Below are 22,746 nucleotides of genomic sequence, written 5' to 3' on the forward strand. Positions count from 1 at the left end.
CTGCTTGGTAATCATGCGGCTGTCGTCGGGGGCGAGCAACAGGCATTGGCCACGTCCTCGACCTTGATCTCCTCGGGAATGCATTGCAGCTTCACCCCGTCGGCGATCCTGCTTTCATGGCTGTTGAGTTCTTGCACAGGCAACCAAGATTCTCGACGATATTGTTGCGATATTTTCTACGCGCATGTCGGGCGCGGCAAGACACGGCGAAAATATGCAACAAGAGGCAGCGCGGATCAAATCGAGACGCGGGATAGCGCTTCAACTGGAGCCCCATGCGAGCACACAGTGGACGCATCCGTTCCGCTGACATCGGGTGAGCGCCTCCCTGCGAAGTCAGCTGGCATCCGTCAGAACGGCAATCCGACGTAGTTTTCCGCAAGCGCCGTCGAGGCGGCGCGCGAATGGGTCAGATAGTCGAGTTCCGCTTCCTGGATCTTCTGGTCGAAATCGCCGGTATCCGGAAAACGATGCATCATCGTCGTCATCCACCAGGAAAAGCGCACGGCCTTCCAGACGCGGGCAAGCGCCTTTTGCGAATAGGCGTCGATGCCGGCGCTCGAGCGATCACCGTAGAATTCCCTCAAGCCCTCGAACAGGTAGTGCACGTCGCTCGCAGCAAGGTTCAGCCCTTTGGCGCCGGTCGGCGGCACGATATGGGCGGCATCGCCGACCAGGAACAGGCGGCCGAAGCGCATCGGCTCGGCCACGAAGGAACGCAGCGGCGCGATCGACTTTTCGAAGGATGGCGCGGTCTTCAGCGCCTCGGCATGATGGGTCGGCAAGCGGCGGCGCAACTCGTCCCAGAAGCGGTCATCGCTCCAGGCTTCGACCTTCTCATCGAGTGAACACTGGATGTAATAGCGGCTACGGGTCGCAGAGCGCATGGAACAGAGCGCAAAGCCGCGCGGATGATTGGCATAGATGAGCTCATGATTGACCGGAGCGACATTGGCCAGGAGGCCGAGCCAGCCGAAGGGATAGATCTTCTCGAAGGTTCTGATCGCCTTTTCCGGAACCGTCTTGCGGCTTGCTCCATGGAAGCCGTCGCAGCCGGCAATGAAATCGCAGTCGATACGGTGGGTAACGCCATCCTTCTCGTAGCTCACGAAGGGAGTGCGGCCATCAAAATCATGGGGCGTCACATCGGCGGCATCATAGATGGTCAAGGCACCGCTTGCCTCGCGCTGTTCCATCAGATCACGCGTCATCTCGGTCTGGCCGTAAACCGTGACGCGCTTGCCGCCGGTCAGGCCGTAGAGATCGATACGGTGATCGCGCCCATCGAAAGCCAGTGAAAAGCCGTTATGCGGCAAGCCTTCAGCATGCAGCCGGGCCGCCGACCGTGCCTCATCCAAAAGATGAACGGTACCCTCTTCCAGGACGCCAGCGCGAACGCGGCCGAGAATGTAGTCCTTGCCCACCCGATCGAGAATGACGTTGCCGATGCCGGCTCCCGTAAGAAGTTGGCCGAGCAGCAGGCCCGACGGGCCTGAGCCGATAATGGCGATTTGGGTACGCAATTGCTTCCTCCCTGCAATTTGCTTTCTGCCAAATTCTGACCTTTAGCCCTTCGAGCGGCAATGGACTTTCCCACCGAAAAATTGCACAAAACGAACATGGGAACGGAAGGAAGCCCATGACGAGACATGTGCCGACCTATGAGCTCTACGGCGAGACATCGGGCAAAGAACCCGATTTCTGGCTGCACTGCGAAACAATTCCCTCGCGCAGCAGCCTGCACCATTGGGAGATCAAACTGCATCGGCACGCGAGCTTCTTTCAGATATTGTACATCGATGCCGGCGCAGGCGATGCCATTTTCGGCGAGCGGAGCCACGCCATCCAGCCGCCAGCGGTCGTCACGATTCCTCCCGGGTTCGAGCACGGCTTCCGTTTTTCGCGGGATATCGACGGCCTCGTCATCACCATGCTGAGCGCCAATCTTAGCCACCTTCCCGGCGACCGCAGCCGTCTCGGTGAGTGGCTTGCAGCCCCGCGTCTCACCGCACTCGATCCGCAAGATCCCGACGCAGCCTATCTCATGCAGAGCCTGAGGCGGCTCGGCGATGAATATCGGAACAACCGCAGCGGCCGCAGCGAGCTTCTCGCCTCCTATGCCGCATTGGCGCTGCAGTTGACGGCGAGAATTTCCTATCAGGAGGATATCAGCCAGTTCCCCAGCGATAAAAACGAACGGCGGATGGAGCAACTGACTGGGCTCATCGAGCAGCATTTCCGTTCGCACAGACCCGCTTCATTCTATGCCAGGGAAATCGGCATTTCGCCGACCCATCTCAATCGCATCGTCCGCTCGATGACCGGAAAGACGGCTCACGACCTGATCGCCGGCAAACTCGTCGACGCGGCCAAGCGCGAGCTCATCTTCACGCTCGCGAGCGTTCAGGAGGTCAGCCATCGGCTTGGCTTTGCCGACCCGGCCTATTTCTCCCGCTTCTTCCTCAAGCACGCGGGCGAGACGCCCAAGGATTGGCGCAAGCGGGAGAAGAACAGGCTGGAACGAGGCTAGGCTGTGCGGCGCGCCGGGGCGTCCTCAAGGAAGTCCTCGATGAAGCGTTTCTGCAGCAGGATGCCATCCCACTCATCCGCAAAGAACGGCGAGTCGTAGATCAGTGTGTAGGGTCCGGCGTAACCGGCCTTTTCGCACATTTCCAGGCAATGACGGTAATCTGCGGCATCAAGCCCGGAGGCATTGTAATCGGCCTTGGCATGGCAGATTTCGGCCCTACGCATGATATTCGCCAGCCCTTCATATTTCGCCGGTGCCGCCCAGTTTCCGAGGTCGCCGTTGAGGCCGATCTTGCCGTCGAGTTCATCAAGCAGCCAGTTCATTTCCTTCGGTGAGGGCAGAAGGGCGAACCAGTTTTCGGTGACGACACGCACGCCGCTTCCCTCCGCCTGCCCGGCGAGCCATTTCAGATGCCGCGCGGAACGCGTAAGGTTCTCCTCATTCGGCGCCTGCTTGCCGGCGATGACGCGGATGCGCTCGGCACCGAGCTTCTTTGCGATATCGATCCAACCGGCGATCCAGCCTATGTCACGGTCCGCCGTCTCGGCATTGCTGGGATCGCCATCCTCGACGAGCAGCGTCTGGAAAAGGATGTTGGAGGCCTCCAGCGCATCGCGAAATTCGGCGAGATAGGAGGCGTCCAGGCTCGGCAGATGGAACGAGCAGACCTCCAGCCGGCCAAGTCCGCGTTCGGCGAGCATGCCCGGCACTTCGAGCATGCTCACGGTGCCTGCCCCATAGGGCTCCTGGCGTGCCGCGCTTTTCTGCGAATCGGGACTATAGGGATAGGTTGCACCCAGCATCCGGTGAAGCGACCATGTGGAAACCGCAAACCGGCCGTTCTGCAAAGCCTGCATCTTTCATCTCCTCCCGTTTCCTCGCGAGGACTTTGGCAAGAATGACGCGCCGCATCAAGCCCGCAATCGCCTAGTTCCTGTCGCCGCGAATGACTGCTTCTGCCGTCAGCGAAACGGCAAGCAATGCTTCGTCACGGTTTGCCGGCGCCGACAGCAGGAAGCCGACCGGCATATCCGCCTCGCCCTTGCCGCAGGGAATGGAAACACCGCACCAGTCCAGGAAATTGCCGAGCGCTGTATTGCGCAGCGTCTTTACGTTCGCGGCGAAGAAAAGCTCGTCATCGCGCTCAAGCGCCGCGATCGGCGGCGCCACATGGGCCACCGAAGGAAAGGCGAGGAAGCGGTTGCCGACAAGCCGATCGACTTCGGCGATCAGCCGCGAACGCCCGGCAAGAATAGCAATATAATCGGCCATGCTGGTCTTCTCGCCGAGCCGCGTGCGAAGGACGACACGATGATCCATCCGCGCAGCCTCCGGCCCTGCAAGCCGTTCCCGGTGGAGAGCGAAGGCTTCGGCAGTGACGAGAGCACCATGTTTTGCCATCAGTGCTAGGATTTCCTCAAAGGCCGGAATGTTGATCGGACTGATATGCGCGCCAGCGCTACGCAACCGCTCCACTCCGCCCTCGAAGGCTTCGGCGACGCCCGAACCCAGGCCATCGAACACGATATTGCGGGGGACGACGATTTCCACGCCCTTCAGCGACTGCCGGGTGACTGTCGGCGCCGTCAACCCGCGCATGGCAGCATCGACCCAGACGGCGTCTTGCACGGAACGGCAGAGGGGGCCAAGCGAGTCGAGGCTCGCAGCCAGTGGATAGACACCTTCCATGGCATAGCGCCCGCGCGTCGCCTTGTAGCCGACGATGCCGTTCAGGGCGGCGGGAATACGCACCGAACCGCCGGTATCCGTGCCCATCGCGACCGGTATAAGGCCTGCGGCAACGGCCACGCCGGCGCCGGACGACGACCCACCGGGAATACGCGGCTCGTCCTTGCTGTGAGGGTTTTCCGGCGTACCATAATGCGGATTGATGCCGAGACCGGAGAAAGCAAATTCGCTCATATTTGTACGGCCGATAGCCAGCATGCCGGCACTCTTGAGCGTTGTCACGATCGCAGCGTCCTGTTTAGCAGGCGCATCGCCCGCCAGAACCACCGAACCGGCCGTAGTTGCCACGCCCTCGATGTCGAAAAGATCTTTCCAGGCGATCGGAATGCCGTCGAGCGCACCGAGCGAACGGCCGTCGCGGATGCGCTTCCAGGAAGCATGAGCCTCCCGCATCGCCCGCTCGCGCAACAATAGGGTGAAGACTGCCTTGTCGGCATATTGCTCGATGCCGTCGAAGATCGCCTCTGCGACATCAACCGGATCGGCCTTGCCGCTCTGGATGAGGAGGGAAAGCTGAGCGATAGACATCGCACCGAAAGTAAGGGCCATGAGGAGAGTCCTGTGGATATCACACAGGATTTACCGCCTATCATTTCGCAGGACCAGCCCTTGCACGGCTTTTCACGATGATTGGTACGATTTTGTGAACACTGAGTTTGCTTTAGCCCTCTTCAATTTACCGCAGTTAAGACACACATGCGGTGCTGCACGCGTGAGGCGGATAGGCACGCCATTAGCTTGCCTTCCCAAGCCGCATCCCGGTGCATTGCAGGAGACTTGAAATGACACAATCTGAAACTTGGACCTCCGGTCACCAGGATATGGTGCACCAGCATGTGAAGGAGGACGTGAGCTACGGCGAAGCTGAACGCGACTACGCCGACCACGTCAGCGCACAGAAGCTGTCGGTCCTGGAGCGGATCGTGGTCGTAGGCGCCCTCGTACTGCTAAGCTTTGTAGGCTTCACAGCACCGTCGGCACAGACATCAGCGACCGATCCGATGACGACCTCGGCTATTGAAGAGCAGGCACCTCCGGGTGATAGTCTGGTGCCACACCACCAGCGCTACGGCCATTGCCGCGAAACGAGCCCCTACGCAGACAAGGTCTGCTAAGAGCCAGCGATTTTCGCCGGGCATGGAATTCTTTCGTCTGACGTGCATAAAAGCATAGAAAAGGGAAAGAACCATGACCGGTGACGTAGATTACGACCTCCACCGCTTCATCGAAGCGCAGAACGGCATATACAAACAGGCTCTTGCGGAGCTGGAAGCCGGTCGCAAGCGCTCTCACTGGATGTGGTTCATCTTCCCCCAAATCGCCGGTCTCGGAACGTCTTCCATGGCGGAGAAATATGCCATTCGCTCCGCGGAGGAAGCCTCAGCCTATCTCGCAGACCCGATCCTAGGCAGCCGCCTTTTGCGCTGTGTCGAGGCAATCCTCTCCGTCAATGACCGCAGCGCTCACGATATCATGGGTTCCCCGGATGATCTGAAGCTGCGTTCGTCCATGACGCTGTTTGCCGCGGTCAGCGATCACGGCTCGCCCTTTCACAAGGCGATCGATCTTTTTTACGACGGGAAATTCGACGAACGGACAATTTCCATCCTGAGCGCCGGCAACGACTAGCCGGGAGAATACTCCAGCGCAGCAATCTCCTCAGAGATTTCTTGGATACGCTGTTTCAGATCGCTTTGCGTACCGTCGTCTACTTCCTCTTCGCCAAAGCAATAACGTGCGTCGTGCAATTCAAGCTTGGCTTCAAGCTCGGCACGTCTGGCATACAGGCGCCGGAGATAAGCGTAATTCATCTCTGCCTCCAGATTGCTCCCAGATCAGCAGAAAACGGCCACGCAACCCCAAGGTTCCCTGGCCGCGTCAATATCAGCCGAAGGCGGAAATCGCCACGTTGCACGCTTTTTCGAAATGGCAGGAACAGCCACCGTCCGTCATGGCCTGGCGAGTAACGCGCGCCCCTTCGAGCAGCAGCGTCAGCGTATCGGCAAGAAGTTCCGGCTCGCGCGCGCCGGCAGCCACGCAAAGTGCCGCAAGACGATTGCGCTGCATCGCCTTGTGGCGCTCGATCAACTCGTGCGCCGGATGGCCTTCGCCCTTCAATTCGATGGCGGCATTGGCGAGATCGCAACCTGCGGGCTCGCCGTTCAGACAGTGAGCCCGGTCCTCGACCCAGGCAAGCAACTGGCCGCGCGCGTCGCCGGGATGGGCGGCTTCGAGATCGCGCCAGATCTTCTCGGCTTTTTCGGAGGCGCGGCGTAGCGTCTCGCAGACTAGCTCGTCCTTGGAGCCGAAATGCCGATAGAGGGTCATCTTGTTGGTAGCAGCCGCATCCGCAATGGCATCGACGCCGATGCCGCGAATGCCGCGCTCACGGAAAAGCTCCGAAGCGGTCGTGACAATACGCTCCCGCGGGGGGATTCGATCGTCTGAAGCAGCTGCGGAGATTTCGTTCAATGATTCTGATTTTTTCGCGGACGAAGTCCTTGACATCGATGTGACCGATCGGTAACAAATGCATTGTTACTTACCGGTAACACCACTCTCTGCAGAAGTCAATGCCAGGAGCGCTTGGCAGCAGGAGTGGAACACGGGCGACCGCCCACGAAAGGAGGACCGTACCATGAGAAAGACCAGAGAAGATTTGACCATTTCCGAAGCCCTTCACGACCCGCTGATCGCCATGGTGCTCCGCGCCGATGGCGTGAAGCTTGAAGATTTCAAGCAACTCCTTGAGGTGGCTGCCCGTAAACGCGAGCCGCGTCCCTCCACGGCGAGCGATATGATCGGGTCCTTTGCCAGCCGCGCCAATCTGCCGGCGATGCCCTGCTTCGGCTGATCTGACCGCTGGCCCTACAAGGCCCGATCGGCACTGGGGATAAGCCCTGTTCCCAGACGGGCTGCCGCCGTCAACAGGCGGCAGCCCTTGCGATGCGACGAGTGCGCACATCCACATTAATTTCCCGAATATATATTCTTGCGACCAAGAGACGCTCGCCGCCGGCGACGCCGTMTTCACGACGACCCGCACCGGCGGTGGCTTCGGCAAGCCGCAAAAGGGGCTTGCCACCGCTGACCGCAATGTCTGGCAGGAGACTTGGCCCACATCCGATCAGCCGGTATCGCCGATAGGATAAAAACTCGGGCTGCAGCTTGTTGTTCCGATTCCAGCATCGACGATGCACGATGAGGCGCGCCCGCAAATAGATTTGTCGCCTGCAATCGCAGCATGTCCGGTGACAACACTTGCCGCCGTCACGAATTAACTGCGGCAGCTACCAAAGGTTTTATATCCAAAGATTTTGCGATTTGCTTCCTAAACGGCTATGCCATAGTAATGTAACAGGTTCGCATGATATCAGAGGTATGTTGAATTGAACGGAAAGACATCACCCGCAATCTACTCCGAAGATGAAGGTCCGGCCGAAGAGACCGGCGCCAAGGGCGCGCGCCGCGCACGCGTCAGCGGTATCGACCGCGCGCTGCAGGTGATCGACCATCTTTACGAGACGGGATCGCCGGCTGGCGTCTATGCCATCGCCAAGGCCGTGAAGGCACCGCTTTCCACCGTCTATGTCATTGTTGACGATCTGGTTGAAAAGAACATGCTGACGCGCCAATCCGACGGTTCGATCTGGCTCGGCTCGCGGCTCTATCACTATGGCCTTGCCTATGCGCGATCGCTCGATTTCATGAGCGTCGCGACGCATGAAATGCACGACCTCTGCCGACAGGCTGGCGAGACCGTTCAGGTCTGCGGCCGTGACGGCGATTTCATGCTGGTTCTCGCCATGGCCGATGGCCCCAGCCATTTCCAGGTCGCCTCCCGCGTCGGCACCCGTGTGCCGCTCAACTGGACAGCGTCTGGCCGCTTGCTGGTCGGACACCTGCAAGAAGACGAGCGTGTCGAGCTCTTCAAGCGATGCGCCCGCTCCTCGCCGACGGGACGTGCGGAAATCGATCCCGCCACGCTATCGGAATCCGCCGGAAAGGCCTTTGAATCGCGCCTGTCGATCCAGGCTGGCGAATCCGATTATGCGGTCGCCTGCATCGCCTCGCCGATCTGCGATCGTGAGGGCCAGTGTGTCGCCACCATTTCCATCGTTCTGCCGGAGCAAAAGGCCTTTTCGGACGAAGGCCACTATACAGCACAGGTGCGCAACTCGGCTGAGCACATCGAGAAGCTAATGGGCTGGCGTAGCCATTGAGCGCCAGCCTCCGTCTCACGGCAAACGCCGTCCGGACCCTCATTGGCTCGCGAGGAAGGGCAGCTCCTTGTTCGCATAGTATTTCGCTGCCTCATCGATCTCTTCCGGCGTCATCGCACGGGCGACATTGCGCATTTGGCTGCTGATGTCGTTCTGCCGCGACCCGGATACGAAGGCCAGAAGCTGAGTCTTCAAGTACAATTCCGACTGGCCTTCGAGCCACGGGCTGCCAAGCTTGTTCTCGATACTGCCGTGACACGAACCGCAAGGCGCGATGCCGCGTGTTGGCGCGCCGCTGGCGACGATCCTCGGCACCGGATTGCTGCCTGGCGGATGGAAACCAGGAAGTCGCGGCAGGTAGGAATAGTAGGCAGCCAGATCCTGCATGTCCTGCTCGGTCAGCTTTACGGCAAACGGGCTCATGACGGCGTTGACACGCACACCGTCCTTGAAGTCTCGAAGCTGCTTGTAGATGACGCTCGCATACTGCCCCGCGAGATTGGGAGAGTCGGCACGGCTGATGCCCGTCGGGCCATGACAAATCGCACATTGCTGGGCCAGCGTCGCGCCCCGCCCGATCGCCTCCTCGTCTCGCTTTCTCGGCACCGCCGTCGCGACCTTGACCAGAGATGTCTTGTAATCGGGTTTGATTGTTTCTGAAGGCGTTCCCGGCCGCGGCAATCCGGCGGCCCGGCAGATGGAATCCCAGATGCTCGCCACCTGCTCTCCTGCCTCCAGGCGCGGCAGCAGCACGAAGCCCAAACCTGCCGCTACGACGAAGATGCCCGCGGTGACGGTAACGCTCGTGACTGTCCAGCGATTGAGGAAGCTGATCATCTTTTCACGAGGCATCATCGTTCTCCCACATAGACTGCAGGCACAGATGTATCGTCGCGCACGGCGAGCTGAAGGATTGGATATCCGTAATTCGTGATGGTCAGCCCGATCATCAGGGCGATCCAGAGACTATAGCTGTTGAGCGCCGCAGGCACCCTGGTCGGCGGATGGACGGCGATTGCGAAGCGATATTCCTCAGGCTGCCTCGGTTCCGCAAACTGGGTGCGGACCAGGATGGCAATGAAGAGAATTCCCGCCGCGACGAGAATGAAGCCGCCGAAGACGGAGAACACGACCGATAGAGCCTCGTTCGCGAGCGCCGGATCCGTATAGTCGAAGAATGACATTCGGCGCGGCATGCCGAGGATACCGACATAATGCCAGGGGAATGTCGTCACGATCATTCCGATGAACCAGAGCCAGAGCTGCAGCCTGACGAGCCCGAGGCTGACGATCGGGCGACCGGTCAAATGGGGCCAAAGATCGTAGGCGATCGCAAAATACATGATGACGATGGCGCCGCCGAAGATGAGATGGAAGTGCCCGGTTATCCACTGCGTGTTGTGGATCGACGCATCGAGCTGATAACTCATATTGATGAGGCCGCCCGCACCGCCGAAGCCGAGCATGATGAAGGAGAATGTCACCGCCAGCATCATCGGATTTCGCCACGGCAGGACCTTCAGCCAGCCGAACATGCCCCGGCCGCCGCGTGCGCGGGCGGCAATCTCCACCGAAGCACAGATGGTAAAGACGGTGAGCAGGGTCGGAAGTGCCACGAGCGCGGTGAAGGCGGAGTGGATGAACTTGAAGCCGGCGCCGACCTGCGGATCGGCAAAGGCGTGATGTATGCCGATCGGCATTGCGACGACCAGGAACAGAATAAAGGAAATCCGTGCCATAGTATCGCTATAGATCCGCCCGCCGATCGACCGCGGCACGATCGTGTAATAGGCGATATAGGTCGGCATCAGCCAGAAGTAGACGATGGCGTGCAATGTCCACGAGAAGAACACGCGGGCAAGGCCTGCATCGATCGTCGACTTGAAGCCCAGCGCCACGGGGATGATCTGCAGCAGAAGCTCGAGCGCCGCACCGACCGCAGTCCAGCCCCAAAGATAGGAGCCTGCGACGTTGGCAAACATCGGCAGCGGGACCGGAACGCCCGGATTGGCCTTTTTCCAGATGCCCAGGTTGACGGACATCAAGGCCACCCAGATCCAGGAACCGACGACGACCATCACGACGCCGATGTAGTAGAACGGACTGCCGATCAGCGGTGGGTAGAAAGTGTAGAGGACGGAGGCCATGCCCAAGGCCACCGGGACCATCGCGACGACGGAGCCGACGGCGATCAGCCAGAACCYGGCCCACGCCCAGCGCACACCGACCAGATTCTGCTTCAGGGAGGACTCGCTGATCGCATAACCGAAGGCCATCGCCACAAGGGTCGGGAACACATAGCCCATAACAGTGCCATGCGCCGTCAGCGAACGGTAATACCATTCCGGATTGTTGACCCAGGGAGACAACGGGCTGCGGACATACATCTGCCAGGCGCCGAGCAACAGAGCCAGTCCGAAAACCGCAAAGGCGAGCCAGAAATGCGCAAGGATCAATCTGCGATTATGGAGCACAGGAAAGCCTCCTCTTGTCCGCCATTTCCGAGAGGAACTGTTGCTTGTCCACGACCTTGACCCTCGCCCACATGCCTTCATGGCCGACGCTGCAGAACTCCTGGCAGGGCATCAGGTGGTCGCCGGGCGCTGCAAAGCTCGCCTTCTGGACCGATATGTAGCCCGGCACGAGCATCGTATTGATATTGGTGCCCTGAATGAGGAAGCCGTGCACGACGTCAGCACTGGTAGCCCGAAAGGTGATCGGCGTCGCGGCTGGCACGACGATGCAGGGCGGCGAGAAGGAATATTGCTGGCCGATCGCCCGCACCGTCACCGAGCCGTCGGCTTCGATCGCGCTCCCGAGATTGGCCTCGATGAACTCCCCCGCCAGGTGAATGGTCGTGGGATCAATCGTCTCGACACTCGTCTGCGGCATCGTGGCATTGTGAATGCCTGCGAAAGCCGCCATCCCCGCCAGAAAGACGATAATGAGGACTGCAACTGCCGCCCAGCGTCGCTCGACGCGTTCAGACACTGCCGCTGCCTGGTTATGCATATCGGTCATCAGCCGCTCCTGGGCACGAACACGAGCAGATAGAAAAGAATCCACATGAGAATGACGACCGCGGTCGCTACCCCCGCGACGACGATCGCACCGCGTGGCCCCTCTGCGACAATCTGCTGGACGAGGGCGTCGTCAGGCGCATCTGCAGGATCTTCCGAATTGATCATGGCGTCCTCACTGAAGTGGAGCAGAACGAAGTTTGTTCGCCTCGGCCGCGGTGACCGGGGTGCCGCGATTGCCCCATGCAGTCCGGATGTAGGACACCACGGCGGCCACCTCGTCATCCGAAAGTGTCACGGCAAAGGGCGGCATGCCGTGCGGCATGGGGTTCTTTTCGGTCGCGGGCGGATAACCGCCGTTGAGCACCATGCGTATGCCGTTCACGGCCGACTCCATCTGGATCGACTGGTTTCCGGCGAGGAGGGGATAATGCGGCGGCCGGCCTTCCCCCTGCGCGCCATGACAGCTCGCGCACTGCTTGTCATAGACCGACTTGCCGAGACTGATGAGAAGACTTGCCTCTTCGGTTCTGACGGATGAGCGAGGCGGCGTCGGTTCGTCCTGCGCAATGCTTTTCAGGTAGACGGCCATCGCCCGGATGTCCTCATCCGTCATGTACTGAAGGCTGTTGAAGACCACCTCCGCCATCGGGCCGTAGACCGCACCGCGCGTCGAAATGCCCTTCTGCAGAAGGTCGGAAATCTCCTCGATCGACCAGTCGCCCAGCCCCGCCTCCTTGTTGGAGGTCAGCGACGGTGCATACCAGTCCTGCATCGGTATCAGCCCGCCCTGGAAGGCTTCCGATTCACGGCTTCCGCCGAGTGCATTGATTGGCGTATGGCACATGCCACAATGTCCGAGGCCCTCGACCAGATAGGCGCCCCGATTCCATTCGTCGGATTGCTTGGGATCCGGCTTGAACTCGCCTTCGGTGAAGAAGAGCGTCCTCCATCCGAGAATTAGCGATCGGTTATTGTAGGGAAAGTCGAGCTCGTGCGGACGGTTCGGCTGATGCACCGGCGCGATCGTCTTCAGGTAAGCGAAGATCGCATCGCTGTCCTCGCGGGTGACCTTGGTGTAGGACGCAAACGGCATGGCGGGATAGAGCAGGCCCCCATCCGGGTAACGACCGTGATGCATCGTGTTATAGAAATCGTCGGCGGACAATTTGCCGATACCGGTCTCATCCGGCGTAATGTTCGATGTATAAAGCGTACCGAACGGCGTCGGCATGGCGCGCCCGCCTGAGAAGAGCTTTCCTTCGGAAGCCGTGTGGCAGGCCACGCAGTCTCCGGCGCGCGCGAGATATTCTCCCTTTTTGATTACGTCGGCGGAGTTGTCCGGCTGTGGAGCTTGCGCCGCAACAGGCGAAAGGGCCGCCACAAGCGCCACCATCGACGACAGGGCAAGGGCCGACAAAATTTTCATATGCGCGCTCATGGCTTGTTGCCCTCCGGCTGGCTGCCACAGGCAAAAGGCAGAGAATACGATCCGGCAGGAGACGGAGCAGGGTCGGCAGGCTGCCGCTGATTGGCGAGATAGGCTGCGACGGCACGCACGTCGTCTTCCGTGAGGTGGCCGGCCACAAGCTGCATGCAGTCAGGCGCGATCGCCGTGCGCGTGCCATAGCGCCATCCGCCAAGCTGCGCACTGATGTAGCTCGCCCGCAGTCCGAGAAGTCCGGGGATTCCGGGCGACTGCCCCGTCAGCGCGCCGCCGTGACAGCTGACGCAAGCCGGGATCAACCGGTTGAGGTCGCCCTGCGTGACAAGCACATGCCCGTGATCGAGCACTGCCTGACTGACGTCAGGTGGAGACTGTTCCGGCAGAGCCGGTCGCTGATCGGCGAAATATTCTGCAAACTGCCGTAGATAGTCATCCGTCAAATAAGCGAGCAGATAGTTCATCGGCGGATATTTGCGCCTGCCCGATTTGAAGGCTTCCAACTGGTTGTAGAGATATCCGGCCGGCTTGCCTGCAAGCCGTGGGAAATAGGGATCGTTCGTGCCCTTCCCTTCCACACCGTGGCATGGAGTGCAGGCTTGAACACGCTCTCCCATATCGGCTGGGTAGGCCTTGGCGTCCTGGGCAGACGTCACGCCTGCGCTCAGGAAGAAAAGACAGCATGCCAGGAAGGCCTCTCGTATGAGCACTACGTTTCCTCCGAAGCACAATCACAGGACAGTGAAAAATCTCGATGGGCGGAAACCCGGAAAGGCACGATATCGACAGGGCTGAGATTCTATCCGGCCCGCGCCGAATAAGTAACCGTATTCGACAGCCCTCGCCTTGACAGAAGTCAAGAAACCGCGCGAACCGCTTGATATTAGCGATTTTTGATAAGTACGGAATTGCCCCTTTTGATCTAATTTCGGGGCCAGGCGACCCGCGGAGGCCGCCTGTTTCTGATTGTGATTGCTCAGCCTTCGAGGATCGAATAGCCGATGTCGTGCAGATGATCCGGATCGGCGATCGCGTCGACCGTCGAGATCCTGTCGCCGTCGAAACTCAGCGCCAGCACTACGCGCAATTGCCCCTCGATGAAGACAACGAGACCGATTTCGCCGTCGACAAGCGCGACCTTTGCCGACGTCGCCCTTCCCTTGAAGCTTTCGGCAACGGCGTTGGCGCCACGAAGCGGAACAACATTGCCGAGACGGGTCGCGGCTGCATCCGGCAGGAAGACGGCATCCGGCGCAAGGACCGCGATCAACCCTTCCAGATCGCCGTTGCGGGAGGCGATGAGGAAGGCTTCGGCTATGCTCCGCTTGCGCGCGAGATCGATATCAGGCGTTTCCGGTTGCCCCTGCACCCTACGCCGGGCACGGCTGGCAAGCTGCCGGGCGGCGGCTGCACTTCGCCCGATGACCGCGGCGATCTCTTCGAAGGGTAGATCGAACATGTCATGCAGCACGAAAGCGACGCGTTCCGCCGGCGTAAGGGTTTGCAGGACGACGAGCAGCGCGATGCCGACGGAATCGGCGAAGGCCGCTTCCCGTTCCGGATTGCTGGCGATATCGACAATCGCTCCATGCGCCGGCAGGTCAAGCGGCTCTTCGCGGCGCGTCTTGCGCGAACGCAGCATGTCCAGGCAGATGCGTGCCACGACCGTCGTCAGCCAGCCGCTGAGATTATCGACGCTGCCTCTGTCCGACCTTGTCAGACGCAGCCACGCCTCCTGTACCGCATCCTCTGCCTCCACGCGGGAGCCGAGCATGCGGAAGGCGATGGCCCGCAGATGCCCACGGTTCGCCTCGAATTCATCGGCCAGCCATTTTTTCTCGTCCATCGGTCTATTCCTCATCCTGTTGCGTCAAAGACCATGACGAACGGAAGCGAGACGATGTGACAGGAGCGGCATCGCATCAAGCCCCCCGAAATTTTACTGGCGACTTGACCTGCCGCATTTTTCGTTGGCTGATGGCGCGCAAGTCCCTCCCTATGGTGTTTCCCAATGTCCTTCCGATCTGACAATTCAAAACAATATGCCGCCTTCCTGTTCGACATGGATGGCACGATCCTGAGCTCGACAGCGTCAGCAGAGCGCGTCTGGGGACGCTGGGCCGAGCGGCACGGGCTGGATGTGGAAAAATTCCTGCCGATCATGCACGGATCGCGCGGTATCGACACGATCCGGCGGCTGAACCTTCCTGGCGTCGATGCAGAAGCAGAAGCTGCACAGATCACCGAAGAGGAAATCCAAGATGTCGAAGGCGTCGTCGCACTGCCGGGTGCCGCCGATTTCCTGGCGTCGCTTCCTCCAAACCGGTGGACCATCGTCACCTCTTCGCCGCGTCGCCTTGCGGAGCGGCGGCTCGAGGCAGCCGGGCTGCCGATGCCGCAGGCTATCGTGACGGCGGAAGACGTGACCATCGGCAAGCCCGACCCGCAATGCTATATCCTCGGCGCCGAAAAGCTCGGCTTTGCGACACATGAATGCCTGGTCTTTGAAGATGTCGAAGCCGGCGTGAAGGCGGGATTGGCAGCTGGAGCCGACGTCATGGTCATCACCGCGGCCGGCCACAAGCACTCGCTGCAGGGCTATCCCGAAATCGAACATTATGCCGACGCGACCGTTGTCATTGCTGACAGCGGCCACCTTTCGATCAAGTTCTGATTGCCGGCCGCACCCGCCGGAAAGGAATTGCCATGAAACCGGAAATCGTCTGCCTGATGATGTCGTCGCTCGACGGCGGTCTTCATCCGAGCAAGTGGACGGAAAGCCCCGATGGCGGCCGCAGGGAATGGACGGCTCTCTATCAGAAGGCACATGAAGATCTGCAGGGCGACGCCTGGATCGTCGGGCGCGTGACCATGGCCGAAATGGCCAAGGGAGAGCCGCATCCACCGCAATCTGCCAGCTCTGTCGAACGGCCAAACCATTTTGCCGATCGCAAGGGAAACAACTATGCGATCGCCCTCGACACATCGGGCAAGCTGCATTTCACGCAGTCCGACATCGATGGCGATCATATCGTCGTCATCCTCGGCAATAATGTGCCGGACGCGCATCTGGCGGAACTCGCCGCCGATGGCATCTCCTACATCGTCTCGCCGTCAGTTGAGATCGATCTGCCCGCAGCGCTCGACGCGTTGAACAAGGAACTCGGCATCCGCAAACTGCTGCTCGAAGGCGGTGCTGCGATCAACGGCGCCTTCTTTGCGGCCGGGCTGATCGATGAGTTCTATCTGCTGGTCGCGCCGGCCCTGGACGCCAGCGGCGGCCAGCCTGTTGTCACCTTCGAAGGCGGACTGGCGGGCAAGACGCAGTTATCGCTGATCTCCGCCGAGACGAAAGACAACGGCGCTGTCGCCCTGCGATATAAGGTCCACGCCTGACAGGGATGATGGACAGCCGCAGATACGAGGCGCTATATCCACGTCCATGACCACCTCTGATCCGGATATCGTTATCGTCGGCGCAGGAGCTGCCGGGATCGGAGCTGCACGCCGCCTCGGCGGCCACGGTTATTCCACCGTGATCATCGAGCAACTGCCGCGCGCCGGCGGAAGGGCCTGGACCTGTGCTACGAGCGCCGGGCCGGTCGATCTCGGCTGCGGATGGCTGCATTCGGCAGATCGCAATCCCTGGACCAGGATCGCCGCTGAGCTGGGTTTTGTCGTCGACCGCCGCGTCACGGCCTGGGGCGAGCAATTCAAGGAGCTCGGCTTCTCCAGCAAGGATCGCGTCGCAGCACGAAACGCCTTTGCGCTCTGGAACGAAGACATCCGCAAAAATCCTCCCGCGTCCGACCGGGCATCCGATGCGCTCAACCCGAACTCTCCCTGGACGCCCTATTTGCAGGCGCTGAGCGGCTATATCTCGGGAGACGAGCTCGAGCACATTTCGGTGACGGATTACGTCGCCTATGACGATGCCTCCACCGAGAATAACTGGCGTGTCGCTGACGGTTACGGGCATCTGATTACGTCAGCGCTTCCAGGCCATGTGGAGTTGCGGCTCGGCACGCCTCTGGAAGGCCTTGACCTGGGCGAACGCAAGATCGTCCTGCAGACCTCTGCCGGAACGATTAGGACGAGCGCTGTCATCTTCACCGTCTCTTCGAATGTTCTGGCGGGTGGTGCGATCAAGCTTCCGTCCGCGCTCGATCCATGGCGGCAGGCAGCGTCGCTTCTGCCGCTCGGCAACAATGAAAAATTCTATTTCGAGGTCCTTGACGGCGGTCCTTTCGAGGACGAGACCCATGTGCTCGGCGATCCGCATGACAGTATGACCGGCGCCTATTATATCCGACCCTTCGGCCAGCCGGTGCTCGAATGTTTCCTCGGGGGAGCCGGCGCCCGGGCTGCTTTCACGATGGGCCGCGAAGCCGCCTTCGACCAAGCGATCAACCAGCTTGCCGGTCTCTTCGGCTCGGACACGCGGAAATATCTCAAGCCGCTTGCGGCTTCGAACTGGGCGGGCACGCTTTCCATCGGCGGCGGCTACAGCCATGCCCTGCCCGGCCACGCAAACGCACGCCTGCAACTCGCCCAATCCTTTGACGGCAGGGTTTTCTTCGCTGGTGAAGCAACGCATACGACCGATTTTTCGACGGCTCATGGCGCCTATCAGAGCGGGCAACGCGCGGCCGACGAGGCGATGGTATCACGAGTGGTTCGCGTCAAAGCCTCGGGCGCCGACCGCCGCTAGATCCGGCCGCAAGCATTTTTCTTGCCGTTCGGTCACACTCCCCGATCCTGATCCGTCAAGCCTATGACGAACGAAAACCGGCAACCAGCCGGCGCTGCGTCAAACGGAACACGTCATCAGGAGATTGAACATGCAAGAGAGAATGGGAAACCCAGCCCTCGTCATCCCGGAAGCCATGCAGGCACTGAATGCTCTTGGCAAACTGCCGGCCACGGCCGGGCTTGCGCCAGGATTCCTGGAGATCATCTATCTGCGCGCCAGCCAGATCAACGGCTGCAGCGTTTGCATCGACGGCCATTGGCGCATTGCCCGCAAACACGGTGAGACCGACGAGCGGCTCTTTGCCGTCGCCGGCTGGCGCGAAGCCCCTTACTACAGCGATGCCGAACGCGCAGCACTGGCGCTGACGGAGGACGTTACCCGCCTCAGCGACCGCGCCGATCCGGTGCCGGATGAGGTCTGGGAGGAATGCACCCGTCACTACGACGGCAAGAGCCTTGCGGCCCTCGTCATCGCAATTGCCAATATCAATGTCTGGAACCGGCTGAACGTCGCCACCCGGCAAGTTGCAGGCCAATGGAAGCCGTGATCAACGGCTTCCATTCATTCAGATGATACCCCCGCCGCCGGAGACGGAGGCGGGGCGCTCGGCGGCTACTTTTTTGCGGTAGCCGCTGGCGCGGTAGGCGGCGATCGGGTCGATCGCACCGCCGGCGCGGCGACGGGCTTCGGCCAGGATCGGCTCGACATCGGCGCGATAGGCGCGCTTCAGCGTTTCGGACGCCATCAACGCGTCATTGTCATGCTGGTAGCCATCGAGCGCCTTGCGGTCGACGATCAGCGCCTGCGCGTAGGCGCGACGGATTTCGTTGGCGCTGTTGATCAGGCTTTCGATCGGATCTGTCACATTGTGCGACTGGTCGATCATATGGGCCGGATGGAAATCGTTGACGCCACGGGCTTCGGCATCCACGAGCTCGTTGAAGACGAGGAACAGGCGGTAGGGCTCGATCGAACCGGCGTCAAGGTCATCGTCGCCATACTTCGAATCGTTGAAATGGAAGCCGCCGAGCTTGCCGAACTGGATCAGCCGGGCGACGATCATCTCGATATTAGTGTTCGGCGCATGGTGGCCGAGGTCGACAAGGCAGTAGGCCTTGGGACCGAGCGTCTGGGCGATCATATAGTTGCTGCCCCAGTCCTGTACGACCGTCGAATAGAAGGCCGGCTCGTACATCTTGTGCTCGGAAAAGAGCCGCCAATCGTCAGGCAGCGCCTTGTAGATATCCGCCATCGAGGCAAGGTAACGCTCGAAGGCCTTGGTGAAATTGCTCTGGCCGGGGAAGTTGGAGCCGTCACCGATCCAGACGGTCAGCGCCTTGGAGCCGATCGCCTTGCCGATCTCGATGCATTCCAGATTATGCTCGATCGCCTGCTGACGGGTCGCCGCGTCCGTGTGGCTGAGCGAACCGTATTTATAGGTCAGCTTCTGGCCGGGCGCGTCAGAGAAGGTGTTGGAGTTCATTGCGTCAAAGCTAAGGCCGAGCGCATTACCCCTCGCCTTCAGCTCCTTCACATCGGTCTTGTCCCAGGGAATATGCAGGGAAACGGTCGGCGTTGCCTGCGTCAGCTGGTTGATCACGGCGCAATCATCGAGCTTGTCGAAGATACCGCGCGGCTCGCCGGTGCCCGGGAAGCGGGCAAAGCGCGTACCGCCGGTGCCGACACCCCAGGAGGGGACCGCGACGGTGAATTCGGACACCTTACGTGTAATCGCCTCGATCTCGACACCGCGGCGGGCGAGTGTGGCGCCGAGCGCTTCGTAGTCAGCCTTCAGCGCAGCAGCGCGCTTGTCATTTTCCGTTGCGACCAGATCCGGCGCAATCCTGAATTCAGCCATGTCTTCCTCCCAGAGATTTTGCGGCGGCGGGCAGTGCCCGCCGCTCGCTATCAGCGCGTGAAGCTTTGAACGTTGCCGGCATCGACATTGATGATATTGCCGGTCGACTTGGCCGACAGATCCGACGCCAGGAAGTAGACGGCTTCGGCGATGTCTTCCGGGAACACGTTGAGCTTCAACATGGAACGCTTGCGGTAATGTTCTTCCAGATCATCCACTTCGATCTTCGAAGAGGCCGCGCGCTGTTCACGCCACTCGCCGCTCCAGATCTTCGAGCCGCGAAGGACGGCATCCGGATTGACCGTGTTGACGCGGATGCCCGCCTCTGCGCCTTCGAGCGCCAGGCAACGGGCAAGATGGATTTCGGCAGCTTTTGCCGTGCAATAGGCTGCCGCATTCGGCGAAGCGGCAAGACCATTCTTCGATGCAATGAAGACGACATTGCCACCCAGCGCCTGACGGCGGAACAGACGGAAGGCCTCACGCGAAACGAGGAAATAGCCGGTCGCCAGAATGTCGATGTTGCGGTTCCACGTCGACAATTCGGTCGTTTCGATCGGCGCCGAAGAAGCGATGCCGGCATTCGAAACGAGGATATCGATGCCGCCGAATTCGATGCAGGATTCGGCGAAGGAGGCGATGACGCCGTCTTCCTTGGTAACGTCGAGCTTCAAAGTACGCACTGCATCGGCGCCGTACTTCTTCACGAATTCGGCTTCGGTTTTTTCAAGTGCTTCCTGGTCGATATCGGCAAGCACCACACAGGCACCCTCGCCGACGAGACGGGCGGCCGTTGCGCGGCCGATGCCGCCGGCGCCACCGGTAACGAAGGCAACTTTGCCTGCCAGGCTCTTCGGCTTCGGCATGCGCTGCAGCTTGGCTTCTTCGAGCAGCCAATATTCGATGTCGAAGGCTTCCTGCTCAGGCAGGCCCTGATATTCCGAGACCGTCGAGGAACCGCGCATCACGTTGATGGCGTTGACGTAGAATTCGCTGGCAATACGCGCCGTCGCCTTGTCACGGGCGAAGGAGAGCATGCCGACGCCCGGCACCAGGAAGATGACCGGATTGGCGTCACGCATGGCAGGCGAGTTGTCATGCTTGCAGGCGTTATAATAGCGGGCGTAGTCGGCGCGGTAGTCTTCAAGCGCCTTGTCGAGGCCGGCGATGATCGCATCGACATCGGGCTTTGCCGGATCGAGATCGACGATCAGCGGGCGGATCTTGGTGCGCAGGAAGTGGTCAGGGCAGCTGGTGCCGAGCGCACCGAGCGGGCGCAGATTTTTCGAATTGACGAATTCCAGAACCGCATCCTGATCGTCGAAATGGCCGAGCTTGCGCTCCTGCTTGCCGATACGGCCGCGAATTTCGGGCATCAGCCGGGCGGCGATGGCACGGCGTTCGGCCGCCGGCAGGCTTTCAACGACAGCGCCACCGAAGATCGTCTTGCCTTCAGTCTGGCCGGCAAACCATTCGATCGCCTTGTTGATGATATCGAGCGTCAGCTCGTAGCAGGCCTTGGCATCGTTGTCCCAGGTGAAGAGGCCGTGGCTTTCGAGCACGACGCCCTTTGCGTCAGGGTTCGCCTTGACGAAGGCTTCGAGATCGAGGCCGAGCTGGAAGCCCGGACGGCGCCAGGGCAGCCAGCCGATCGCGTCACCGAAGACCTGCTTGGTCAATTCCCTGGAGTTCTTGGAGGCGGCGATCGCGATGATGGCGTCCGGATGCATGTGGTCGACATGCGTATAGGGCACGAAGCCGTGCAGCGGCGTATCGATCGAGGCGGCGCGGGCATTCAGGTTGAAGGTGCAATGCGGCAGGAAGCCGACCATGCGGTCCTCGTCCTCGACACCCTTGTAGATGCCCTTCAGCGATTCCAGCTTATCCTGATAGAGGGTCGCGAACCCGTCGAGCTTGATCGTCCCGACGTCGCCGCCCGAGCCCTTGACCCAGAGCACCTTGACCTTGCTACCATCAAGCGGGTCGGTCTCCATGACCTTGGCCGAGGTATTGCCGCCACCATAATTGGTGATGCGCTTGTCGGCGCCGAGGAGATTCGAGCGATAGAGAAGCTTGCCGGGTTCATCGAGGCCCGCCGCATAAGCATCATCCCACCGGTTCTCGAGAAGTCGAACCTTTGCCGCCATGTCATCCTCCCATATAGGCTTGTGTATAGGCCTGTGGGGCGCCGCGATCAGGACGCCCTTTCGCTCACGGTATCGCGCATCAAAATGGCGCTTGTCAATCGAAAACGATCAAATTCGATTATGTTGCATCGCAGTATGAAAATTTATGATCGTTTCTGATTGACAGGCTTTAACGGATACGAAATAAATATGACAAGAGGAGGAGCCCAATGCACGAACGCGAACGCCATCGCATTATCTTAAGCGCCGTTCAGGAAAAGTCCGTCGTTACGATTCAGGACATTTCCGAGCTGACGGACGCTTCTGAAGCGACGATCAGGCGCGACATTGCGGCTCTTCACGTGCAGGGCAAGATCCGGCGCGTTCGTGGCGGCGCGGAAGCCGTGCACCCCCCGCAGCTCGGAAATCTTGCGGGCCGTCCCTTCCGAGTATCAGAATCGGTCAATATCGATAAAAAGCGCTCAATCGCACGCGCGGCCGTCGATCTCTGTGAAGCGGGCGATGCGATTATCATCAACGGCGGCACGACCACCTTCCAGATGGTGCATTACATGGCCGGCCATCGCATGCAGGTCATGACCAATTCCTTCGCTATTGCCGAACATCTGGTGAAGCACTCCAAGAACACGGTGACGGTGCCGGGCGGCGCGATTTATCGCGAACAGAGCCTGATCCTGTCGCCCTTCGACAATGACGCGATCCGCAATTTCTATGCGCGGCGCATGTTCATCGGCGCCCAGGGCGTCGGCCCGCTCGGCATCATGGAAGCGGATGCCCTCATCATTCAGAGCGAGCAGAAACTTATGCACCAGGCCGATGAACTCATCGTCATGGTCGATTCAAGCAAATTCAATCGCCGGTCGAGCCTCATTCTTTGCCCGCTCGACCGCGTATCTGTGGTCATCACCGATGACGGCATCTCGGAGGAAGCGGCTCGCATGATCGAGAATGCCGGAATCCGGCTCGTGGTGGCGAGCCCGGTGGCCCAGGCAGTGAAGGAGGATTCCTCGTCGGTCGCATGA

Annotated in this window: 25 protein-coding genes; 10 read left to right on the forward strand and 15 right to left on the reverse strand. The window is 60.3% G+C overall.

The window, feature by feature from the left end:
• Positions 1 to 11: 11 nt before the first annotated feature.
• Together AC1DM5_RS07235 and pobA are read right to left on the reverse strand one after the other, a co-directional pair.
• Entirely contained in the window at positions 12 to 143 is a 132-nt protein-coding gene (locus AC1DM5_RS07235) for a hypothetical protein (protein WP_477818577.1), read from the reverse strand.
• Between the two features lie 207 nt (positions 144 to 350).
• Positions 351 to 1,523: a 4-hydroxybenzoate 3-monooxygenase gene (gene pobA / locus AC1DM5_RS07240; RefSeq protein ID WP_477818578.1), complete on the reverse strand. Its 1,173-nt coding sequence runs from the start codon at positions 1,521 to 1,523 to the stop codon at positions 351 to 353.
• 116 nt (positions 1,524 to 1,639) lie between these two features.
• On the opposite strand from pobA, the gene AC1DM5_RS07245 reads away from it, so the two are divergent.
• On the forward strand, positions 1,640 to 2,530 hold the full coding sequence (locus AC1DM5_RS07245; protein WP_477818579.1) for a helix-turn-helix domain-containing protein: 891 nt from the start codon (positions 1,640 to 1,642) through the stop codon (positions 2,528 to 2,530).
• Here the strand turns inward: AC1DM5_RS07245 and AC1DM5_RS07250 are convergent.
• Both AC1DM5_RS07250 and AC1DM5_RS07255 read right to left on the reverse strand, forming a co-directional pair.
• Positions 2,527 to 3,387 (reverse strand): sugar phosphate isomerase/epimerase family protein, encoded by an 861-nt coding sequence (locus AC1DM5_RS07250; RefSeq protein WP_477974801.1) that lies wholly within the window; start codon positions 3,385 to 3,387, stop codon positions 2,527 to 2,529. The genes AC1DM5_RS07245 and AC1DM5_RS07250 overlap by 4 nt on opposite strands.
• 70 nt (positions 3,388 to 3,457) lie before the next feature.
• Positions 3,458 to 4,828, reverse strand: a complete 1,371-nt coding sequence (locus tag AC1DM5_RS07255) for an amidase (protein ID WP_477818581.1) — start codon at positions 4,826 to 4,828, stop codon at positions 3,458 to 3,460.
• Positions 4,829 to 5,100: 272 nt separating this feature from the next.
• Between AC1DM5_RS07255 and AC1DM5_RS07260 the strand changes: the two genes are divergently transcribed.
• A complete protein-coding gene (locus tag AC1DM5_RS07260) occupies positions 5,101 to 5,394 on the forward strand; it encodes a hypothetical protein (RefSeq protein ID WP_081493320.1) in 294 nt (97 codons plus the stop codon).
• A 73-nt stretch (positions 5,395 to 5,467) separates the two neighbouring features.
• Positions 5,468 to 5,908 (forward strand): DUF1810 domain-containing protein, encoded by a 441-nt coding sequence (locus tag AC1DM5_RS07265; RefSeq protein WP_477818582.1) that lies wholly within the window; start codon positions 5,468 to 5,470, stop codon positions 5,906 to 5,908.
• On the opposite strand, the gene AC1DM5_RS07270 is transcribed toward AC1DM5_RS07265, so the two are convergent.
• Positions 5,905 to 6,090, reverse strand: a complete 186-nt coding sequence (locus tag AC1DM5_RS07270) for a hypothetical protein (protein WP_477818583.1) — start codon at positions 6,088 to 6,090, stop codon at positions 5,905 to 5,907. The genes AC1DM5_RS07265 and AC1DM5_RS07270 overlap by 4 nt on opposite strands.
• A gap of 73 nt (positions 6,091 to 6,163) precedes the next feature.
• On the reverse strand, positions 6,164 to 6,787 hold the full coding sequence (locus tag AC1DM5_RS07275) for a TetR/AcrR family transcriptional regulator (protein WP_477818584.1): 624 nt from the start codon (positions 6,785 to 6,787) through the stop codon (positions 6,164 to 6,166).
• A gap of 130 nt (positions 6,788 to 6,917) precedes the next feature.
• Here AC1DM5_RS07275 and AC1DM5_RS07280 point away from each other — a divergent pair, with 130 nt between their 5' ends.
• Both AC1DM5_RS07280 and AC1DM5_RS07285 read left to right on the forward strand, forming a co-directional pair.
• Positions 6,918 to 7,133 carry a hypothetical protein gene (locus AC1DM5_RS07280; protein ID WP_113301678.1) on the forward strand — a complete coding sequence of 72 codons (216 nt, stop codon included), beginning with the start codon at positions 6,918 to 6,920 and terminating at the stop codon, positions 7,131 to 7,133.
• A 535-nt stretch (positions 7,134 to 7,668) separates the two neighbouring features.
• The gene (locus AC1DM5_RS07285) at positions 7,669 to 8,502 is read left to right on the forward strand and encodes an IclR family transcriptional regulator (protein ID WP_477818585.1); all 834 of its coding nucleotides are present in this window, start codon (positions 7,669 to 7,671) and stop codon (positions 8,500 to 8,502) included.
• Positions 8,503 to 8,541: 39 nt separating this feature from the next.
• Here the strand turns inward: AC1DM5_RS07285 and AC1DM5_RS07290 are convergent, their stop codons facing one another.
• The 7 genes from AC1DM5_RS07290 to AC1DM5_RS07320 all read right to left on the reverse strand — a co-directional run bounded on the left by AC1DM5_RS07290 (position 8,542) and on the right by AC1DM5_RS07320 (position 14,812).
• A complete protein-coding gene (locus AC1DM5_RS07290) occupies positions 8,542 to 9,354 on the reverse strand; it encodes a c-type cytochrome (RefSeq protein ID WP_477818586.1) in 813 nt (270 codons plus the stop codon).
• Positions 9,354 to 10,976, reverse strand: coding sequence for a b(o/a)3-type cytochrome-c oxidase subunit 1 (locus tag AC1DM5_RS07295; RefSeq protein WP_477974803.1), 1,623 nt, complete (start codon positions 10,974 to 10,976; stop codon positions 9,354 to 9,356). The genes AC1DM5_RS07290 and AC1DM5_RS07295 overlap by 1 nt, the downstream gene beginning before the upstream one ends.
• Positions 10,966 to 11,523 (reverse strand): cupredoxin domain-containing protein, encoded by a 558-nt coding sequence (locus AC1DM5_RS07300; RefSeq protein ID WP_477818588.1) that lies wholly within the window; start codon positions 11,521 to 11,523, stop codon positions 10,966 to 10,968. The genes AC1DM5_RS07295 and AC1DM5_RS07300 overlap by 11 nt, the downstream gene beginning before the upstream one ends.
• Positions 11,523 to 11,690, reverse strand: a complete 168-nt coding sequence (locus AC1DM5_RS07305; RefSeq protein WP_477818589.1) for a hypothetical protein — start codon at positions 11,688 to 11,690, stop codon at positions 11,523 to 11,525. Before AC1DM5_RS07305 ends, AC1DM5_RS07300 begins: the two co-directional genes overlap by 1 nt.
• 7 nt (positions 11,691 to 11,697) lie before the next feature.
• The gene (locus AC1DM5_RS07310) at positions 11,698 to 12,951 is read right to left on the reverse strand and encodes a c-type cytochrome (RefSeq protein WP_477818590.1); all 1,254 of its coding nucleotides are present in this window, start codon (positions 12,949 to 12,951) and stop codon (positions 11,698 to 11,700) included.
• 8 nt (positions 12,952 to 12,959) lie between these two features.
• On the reverse strand, positions 12,960 to 13,676 hold the full coding sequence (locus AC1DM5_RS07315) for a c-type cytochrome (RefSeq protein ID WP_477818591.1): 717 nt from the start codon (positions 13,674 to 13,676) through the stop codon (positions 12,960 to 12,962).
• 266 nt (positions 13,677 to 13,942) lie between these two features.
• Positions 13,943 to 14,812 carry a sigma-70 family RNA polymerase sigma factor gene (locus tag AC1DM5_RS07320; protein ID WP_477818592.1) on the reverse strand — a complete coding sequence of 290 codons (870 nt, stop codon included), beginning with the start codon at positions 14,810 to 14,812 and terminating at the stop codon, positions 13,943 to 13,945.
• A 165-nt stretch (positions 14,813 to 14,977) separates the two neighbouring features.
• Between AC1DM5_RS07320 and AC1DM5_RS07325 the strand changes: the two genes are divergently transcribed.
• The 4 genes from AC1DM5_RS07325 to AC1DM5_RS07340 all read left to right on the forward strand — a co-directional run bounded on the left by AC1DM5_RS07325 (position 14,978) and on the right by AC1DM5_RS07340 (position 18,266).
• Positions 14,978 to 15,640 carry an HAD family hydrolase gene (locus tag AC1DM5_RS07325; protein WP_477818593.1) on the forward strand — a complete coding sequence of 221 codons (663 nt, stop codon included), beginning with the start codon at positions 14,978 to 14,980 and terminating at the stop codon, positions 15,638 to 15,640.
• 32 nt (positions 15,641 to 15,672) lie between these two features.
• Positions 15,673 to 16,362 carry a RibD family protein gene (locus AC1DM5_RS07330; RefSeq protein ID WP_477818594.1) on the forward strand — a complete coding sequence of 230 codons (690 nt, stop codon included), beginning with the start codon at positions 15,673 to 15,675 and terminating at the stop codon, positions 16,360 to 16,362.
• A 46-nt stretch (positions 16,363 to 16,408) separates the two neighbouring features.
• On the forward strand, positions 16,409 to 17,677 hold the full coding sequence (locus AC1DM5_RS07335) for a flavin monoamine oxidase family protein (protein ID WP_477818595.1): 1,269 nt from the start codon (positions 16,409 to 16,411) through the stop codon (positions 17,675 to 17,677).
• Positions 17,678 to 17,807: 130 nt separating this feature from the next.
• On the forward strand, positions 17,808 to 18,266 hold the full coding sequence (locus AC1DM5_RS07340) for a carboxymuconolactone decarboxylase family protein (RefSeq protein ID WP_477818596.1): 459 nt from the start codon (positions 17,808 to 17,810) through the stop codon (positions 18,264 to 18,266).
• Between the two features lie 18 nt (positions 18,267 to 18,284).
• On the opposite strand, the gene rhaI is transcribed toward AC1DM5_RS07340, so the two are convergent.
• Positions 18,285 to 19,577 carry an L-rhamnose catabolism isomerase gene (gene rhaI / locus AC1DM5_RS07345; protein ID WP_007825781.1) on the reverse strand — a complete coding sequence of 431 codons (1,293 nt, stop codon included), beginning with the start codon at positions 19,575 to 19,577 and terminating at the stop codon, positions 18,285 to 18,287.
• A 50-nt stretch (positions 19,578 to 19,627) separates the two neighbouring features.
• Positions 19,628 to 21,724, reverse strand: coding sequence for a bifunctional rhamnulose-1-phosphate aldolase/short-chain dehydrogenase (locus AC1DM5_RS07350; protein WP_007825783.1), 2,097 nt, complete (start codon positions 21,722 to 21,724; stop codon positions 19,628 to 19,630).
• Between the two features lie 209 nt (positions 21,725 to 21,933).
• On the opposite strand from AC1DM5_RS07350, the gene AC1DM5_RS07355 reads away from it, so the two are divergent.
• A complete protein-coding gene (locus AC1DM5_RS07355) occupies positions 21,934 to 22,746 on the forward strand; it encodes a DeoR/GlpR family DNA-binding transcription regulator (protein ID WP_477818597.1) in 813 nt (270 codons plus the stop codon).

Source organism: Rhizobium sp. 01T437 (assembly GCF_056398505.1).

What these genes read in the sequence shown, in the direction of transcription:
- AC1DM5_RS07305 (WP_477818589.1), bottom strand. Translation starts at nt 11,690, where the DNA reads ATGATCAATTCGGAAGATCCTGCAGATGCGCCTGACGACGCCCTCGTC.
- AC1DM5_RS07245 (WP_477818579.1), top strand. Translation starts at nt 1,640, where the DNA reads ATGACGAGACATGTGCCGACCTATGAGCTCTACGGCGAGACATCGGGC.
- AC1DM5_RS07320 (WP_477818592.1), bottom strand. Translation starts at nt 14,812, where the DNA reads ATGGACGAGAAAAAATGGCTGGCCGATGAATTCGAGGCGAACCGTGGG.
- AC1DM5_RS07290 (WP_477818586.1), bottom strand. Translation starts at nt 9,354, where the DNA reads ATGCCTCGTGAAAAGATGATCAGCTTCCTCAATCGCTGGACAGTCACG.
- AC1DM5_RS07335 (WP_477818595.1), top strand. Translation starts at nt 16,409, where the DNA reads ATGACCACCTCTGATCCGGATATCGTTATCGTCGGCGCAGGAGCTGCC.
- AC1DM5_RS07260 (WP_081493320.1), top strand. Translation starts at nt 5,101, where the DNA reads ATGGTGCACCAGCATGTGAAGGAGGACGTGAGCTACGGCGAAGCTGAA.
- AC1DM5_RS07325 (WP_477818593.1), top strand. Translation starts at nt 14,978, where the DNA reads ATGTCCTTCCGATCTGACAATTCAAAACAATATGCCGCCTTCCTGTTC.
- AC1DM5_RS07275 (WP_477818584.1), bottom strand. Translation starts at nt 6,787, where the DNA reads ATGTCAAGGACTTCGTCCGCGAAAAAATCAGAATCATTGAACGAAATC.
- AC1DM5_RS07270 (WP_477818583.1), bottom strand. Translation starts at nt 6,090, where the DNA reads ATGAATTACGCTTATCTCCGGCGCCTGTATGCCAGACGTGCCGAGCTT.
- AC1DM5_RS07355 (WP_477818597.1), top strand. Translation starts at nt 21,934, where the DNA reads ATGCACGAACGCGAACGCCATCGCATTATCTTAAGCGCCGTTCAGGAA.
- AC1DM5_RS07300 (WP_477818588.1), bottom strand. Translation starts at nt 11,523, where the DNA reads ATGACCGATATGCATAACCAGGCAGCGGCAGTGTCTGAACGCGTCGAG.
- AC1DM5_RS07310 (WP_477818590.1), bottom strand. Translation starts at nt 12,951, where the DNA reads ATGAAAATTTTGTCGGCCCTTGCCCTGTCGTCGATGGTGGCGCTTGTG.
- AC1DM5_RS07340 (WP_477818596.1), top strand. Translation starts at nt 17,808, where the DNA reads ATGCAAGAGAGAATGGGAAACCCAGCCCTCGTCATCCCGGAAGCCATG.
- AC1DM5_RS07255 (WP_477818581.1), bottom strand. Translation starts at nt 4,828, where the DNA reads ATGGCCCTTACTTTCGGTGCGATGTCTATCGCTCAGCTTTCCCTCCTC.
- rhaI (WP_007825781.1), bottom strand. Translation starts at nt 19,577, where the DNA reads ATGGCTGAATTCAGGATTGCGCCGGATCTGGTCGCAACGGAAAATGAC.
- AC1DM5_RS07250 (WP_477974801.1), bottom strand. Translation starts at nt 3,387, where the DNA reads ATGCAGGCTTTGCAGAACGGCCGGTTTGCGGTTTCCACATGGTCGCTT.
- AC1DM5_RS07280 (WP_113301678.1), top strand. Translation starts at nt 6,918, where the DNA reads ATGAGAAAGACCAGAGAAGATTTGACCATTTCCGAAGCCCTTCACGAC.
- AC1DM5_RS07350 (WP_007825783.1), bottom strand. Translation starts at nt 21,724, where the DNA reads ATGGCGGCAAAGGTTCGACTTCTCGAGAACCGGTGGGATGATGCTTAT.
- AC1DM5_RS07330 (WP_477818594.1), top strand. Translation starts at nt 15,673, where the DNA reads ATGAAACCGGAAATCGTCTGCCTGATGATGTCGTCGCTCGACGGCGGT.
- AC1DM5_RS07265 (WP_477818582.1), top strand. Translation starts at nt 5,468, where the DNA reads ATGACCGGTGACGTAGATTACGACCTCCACCGCTTCATCGAAGCGCAG.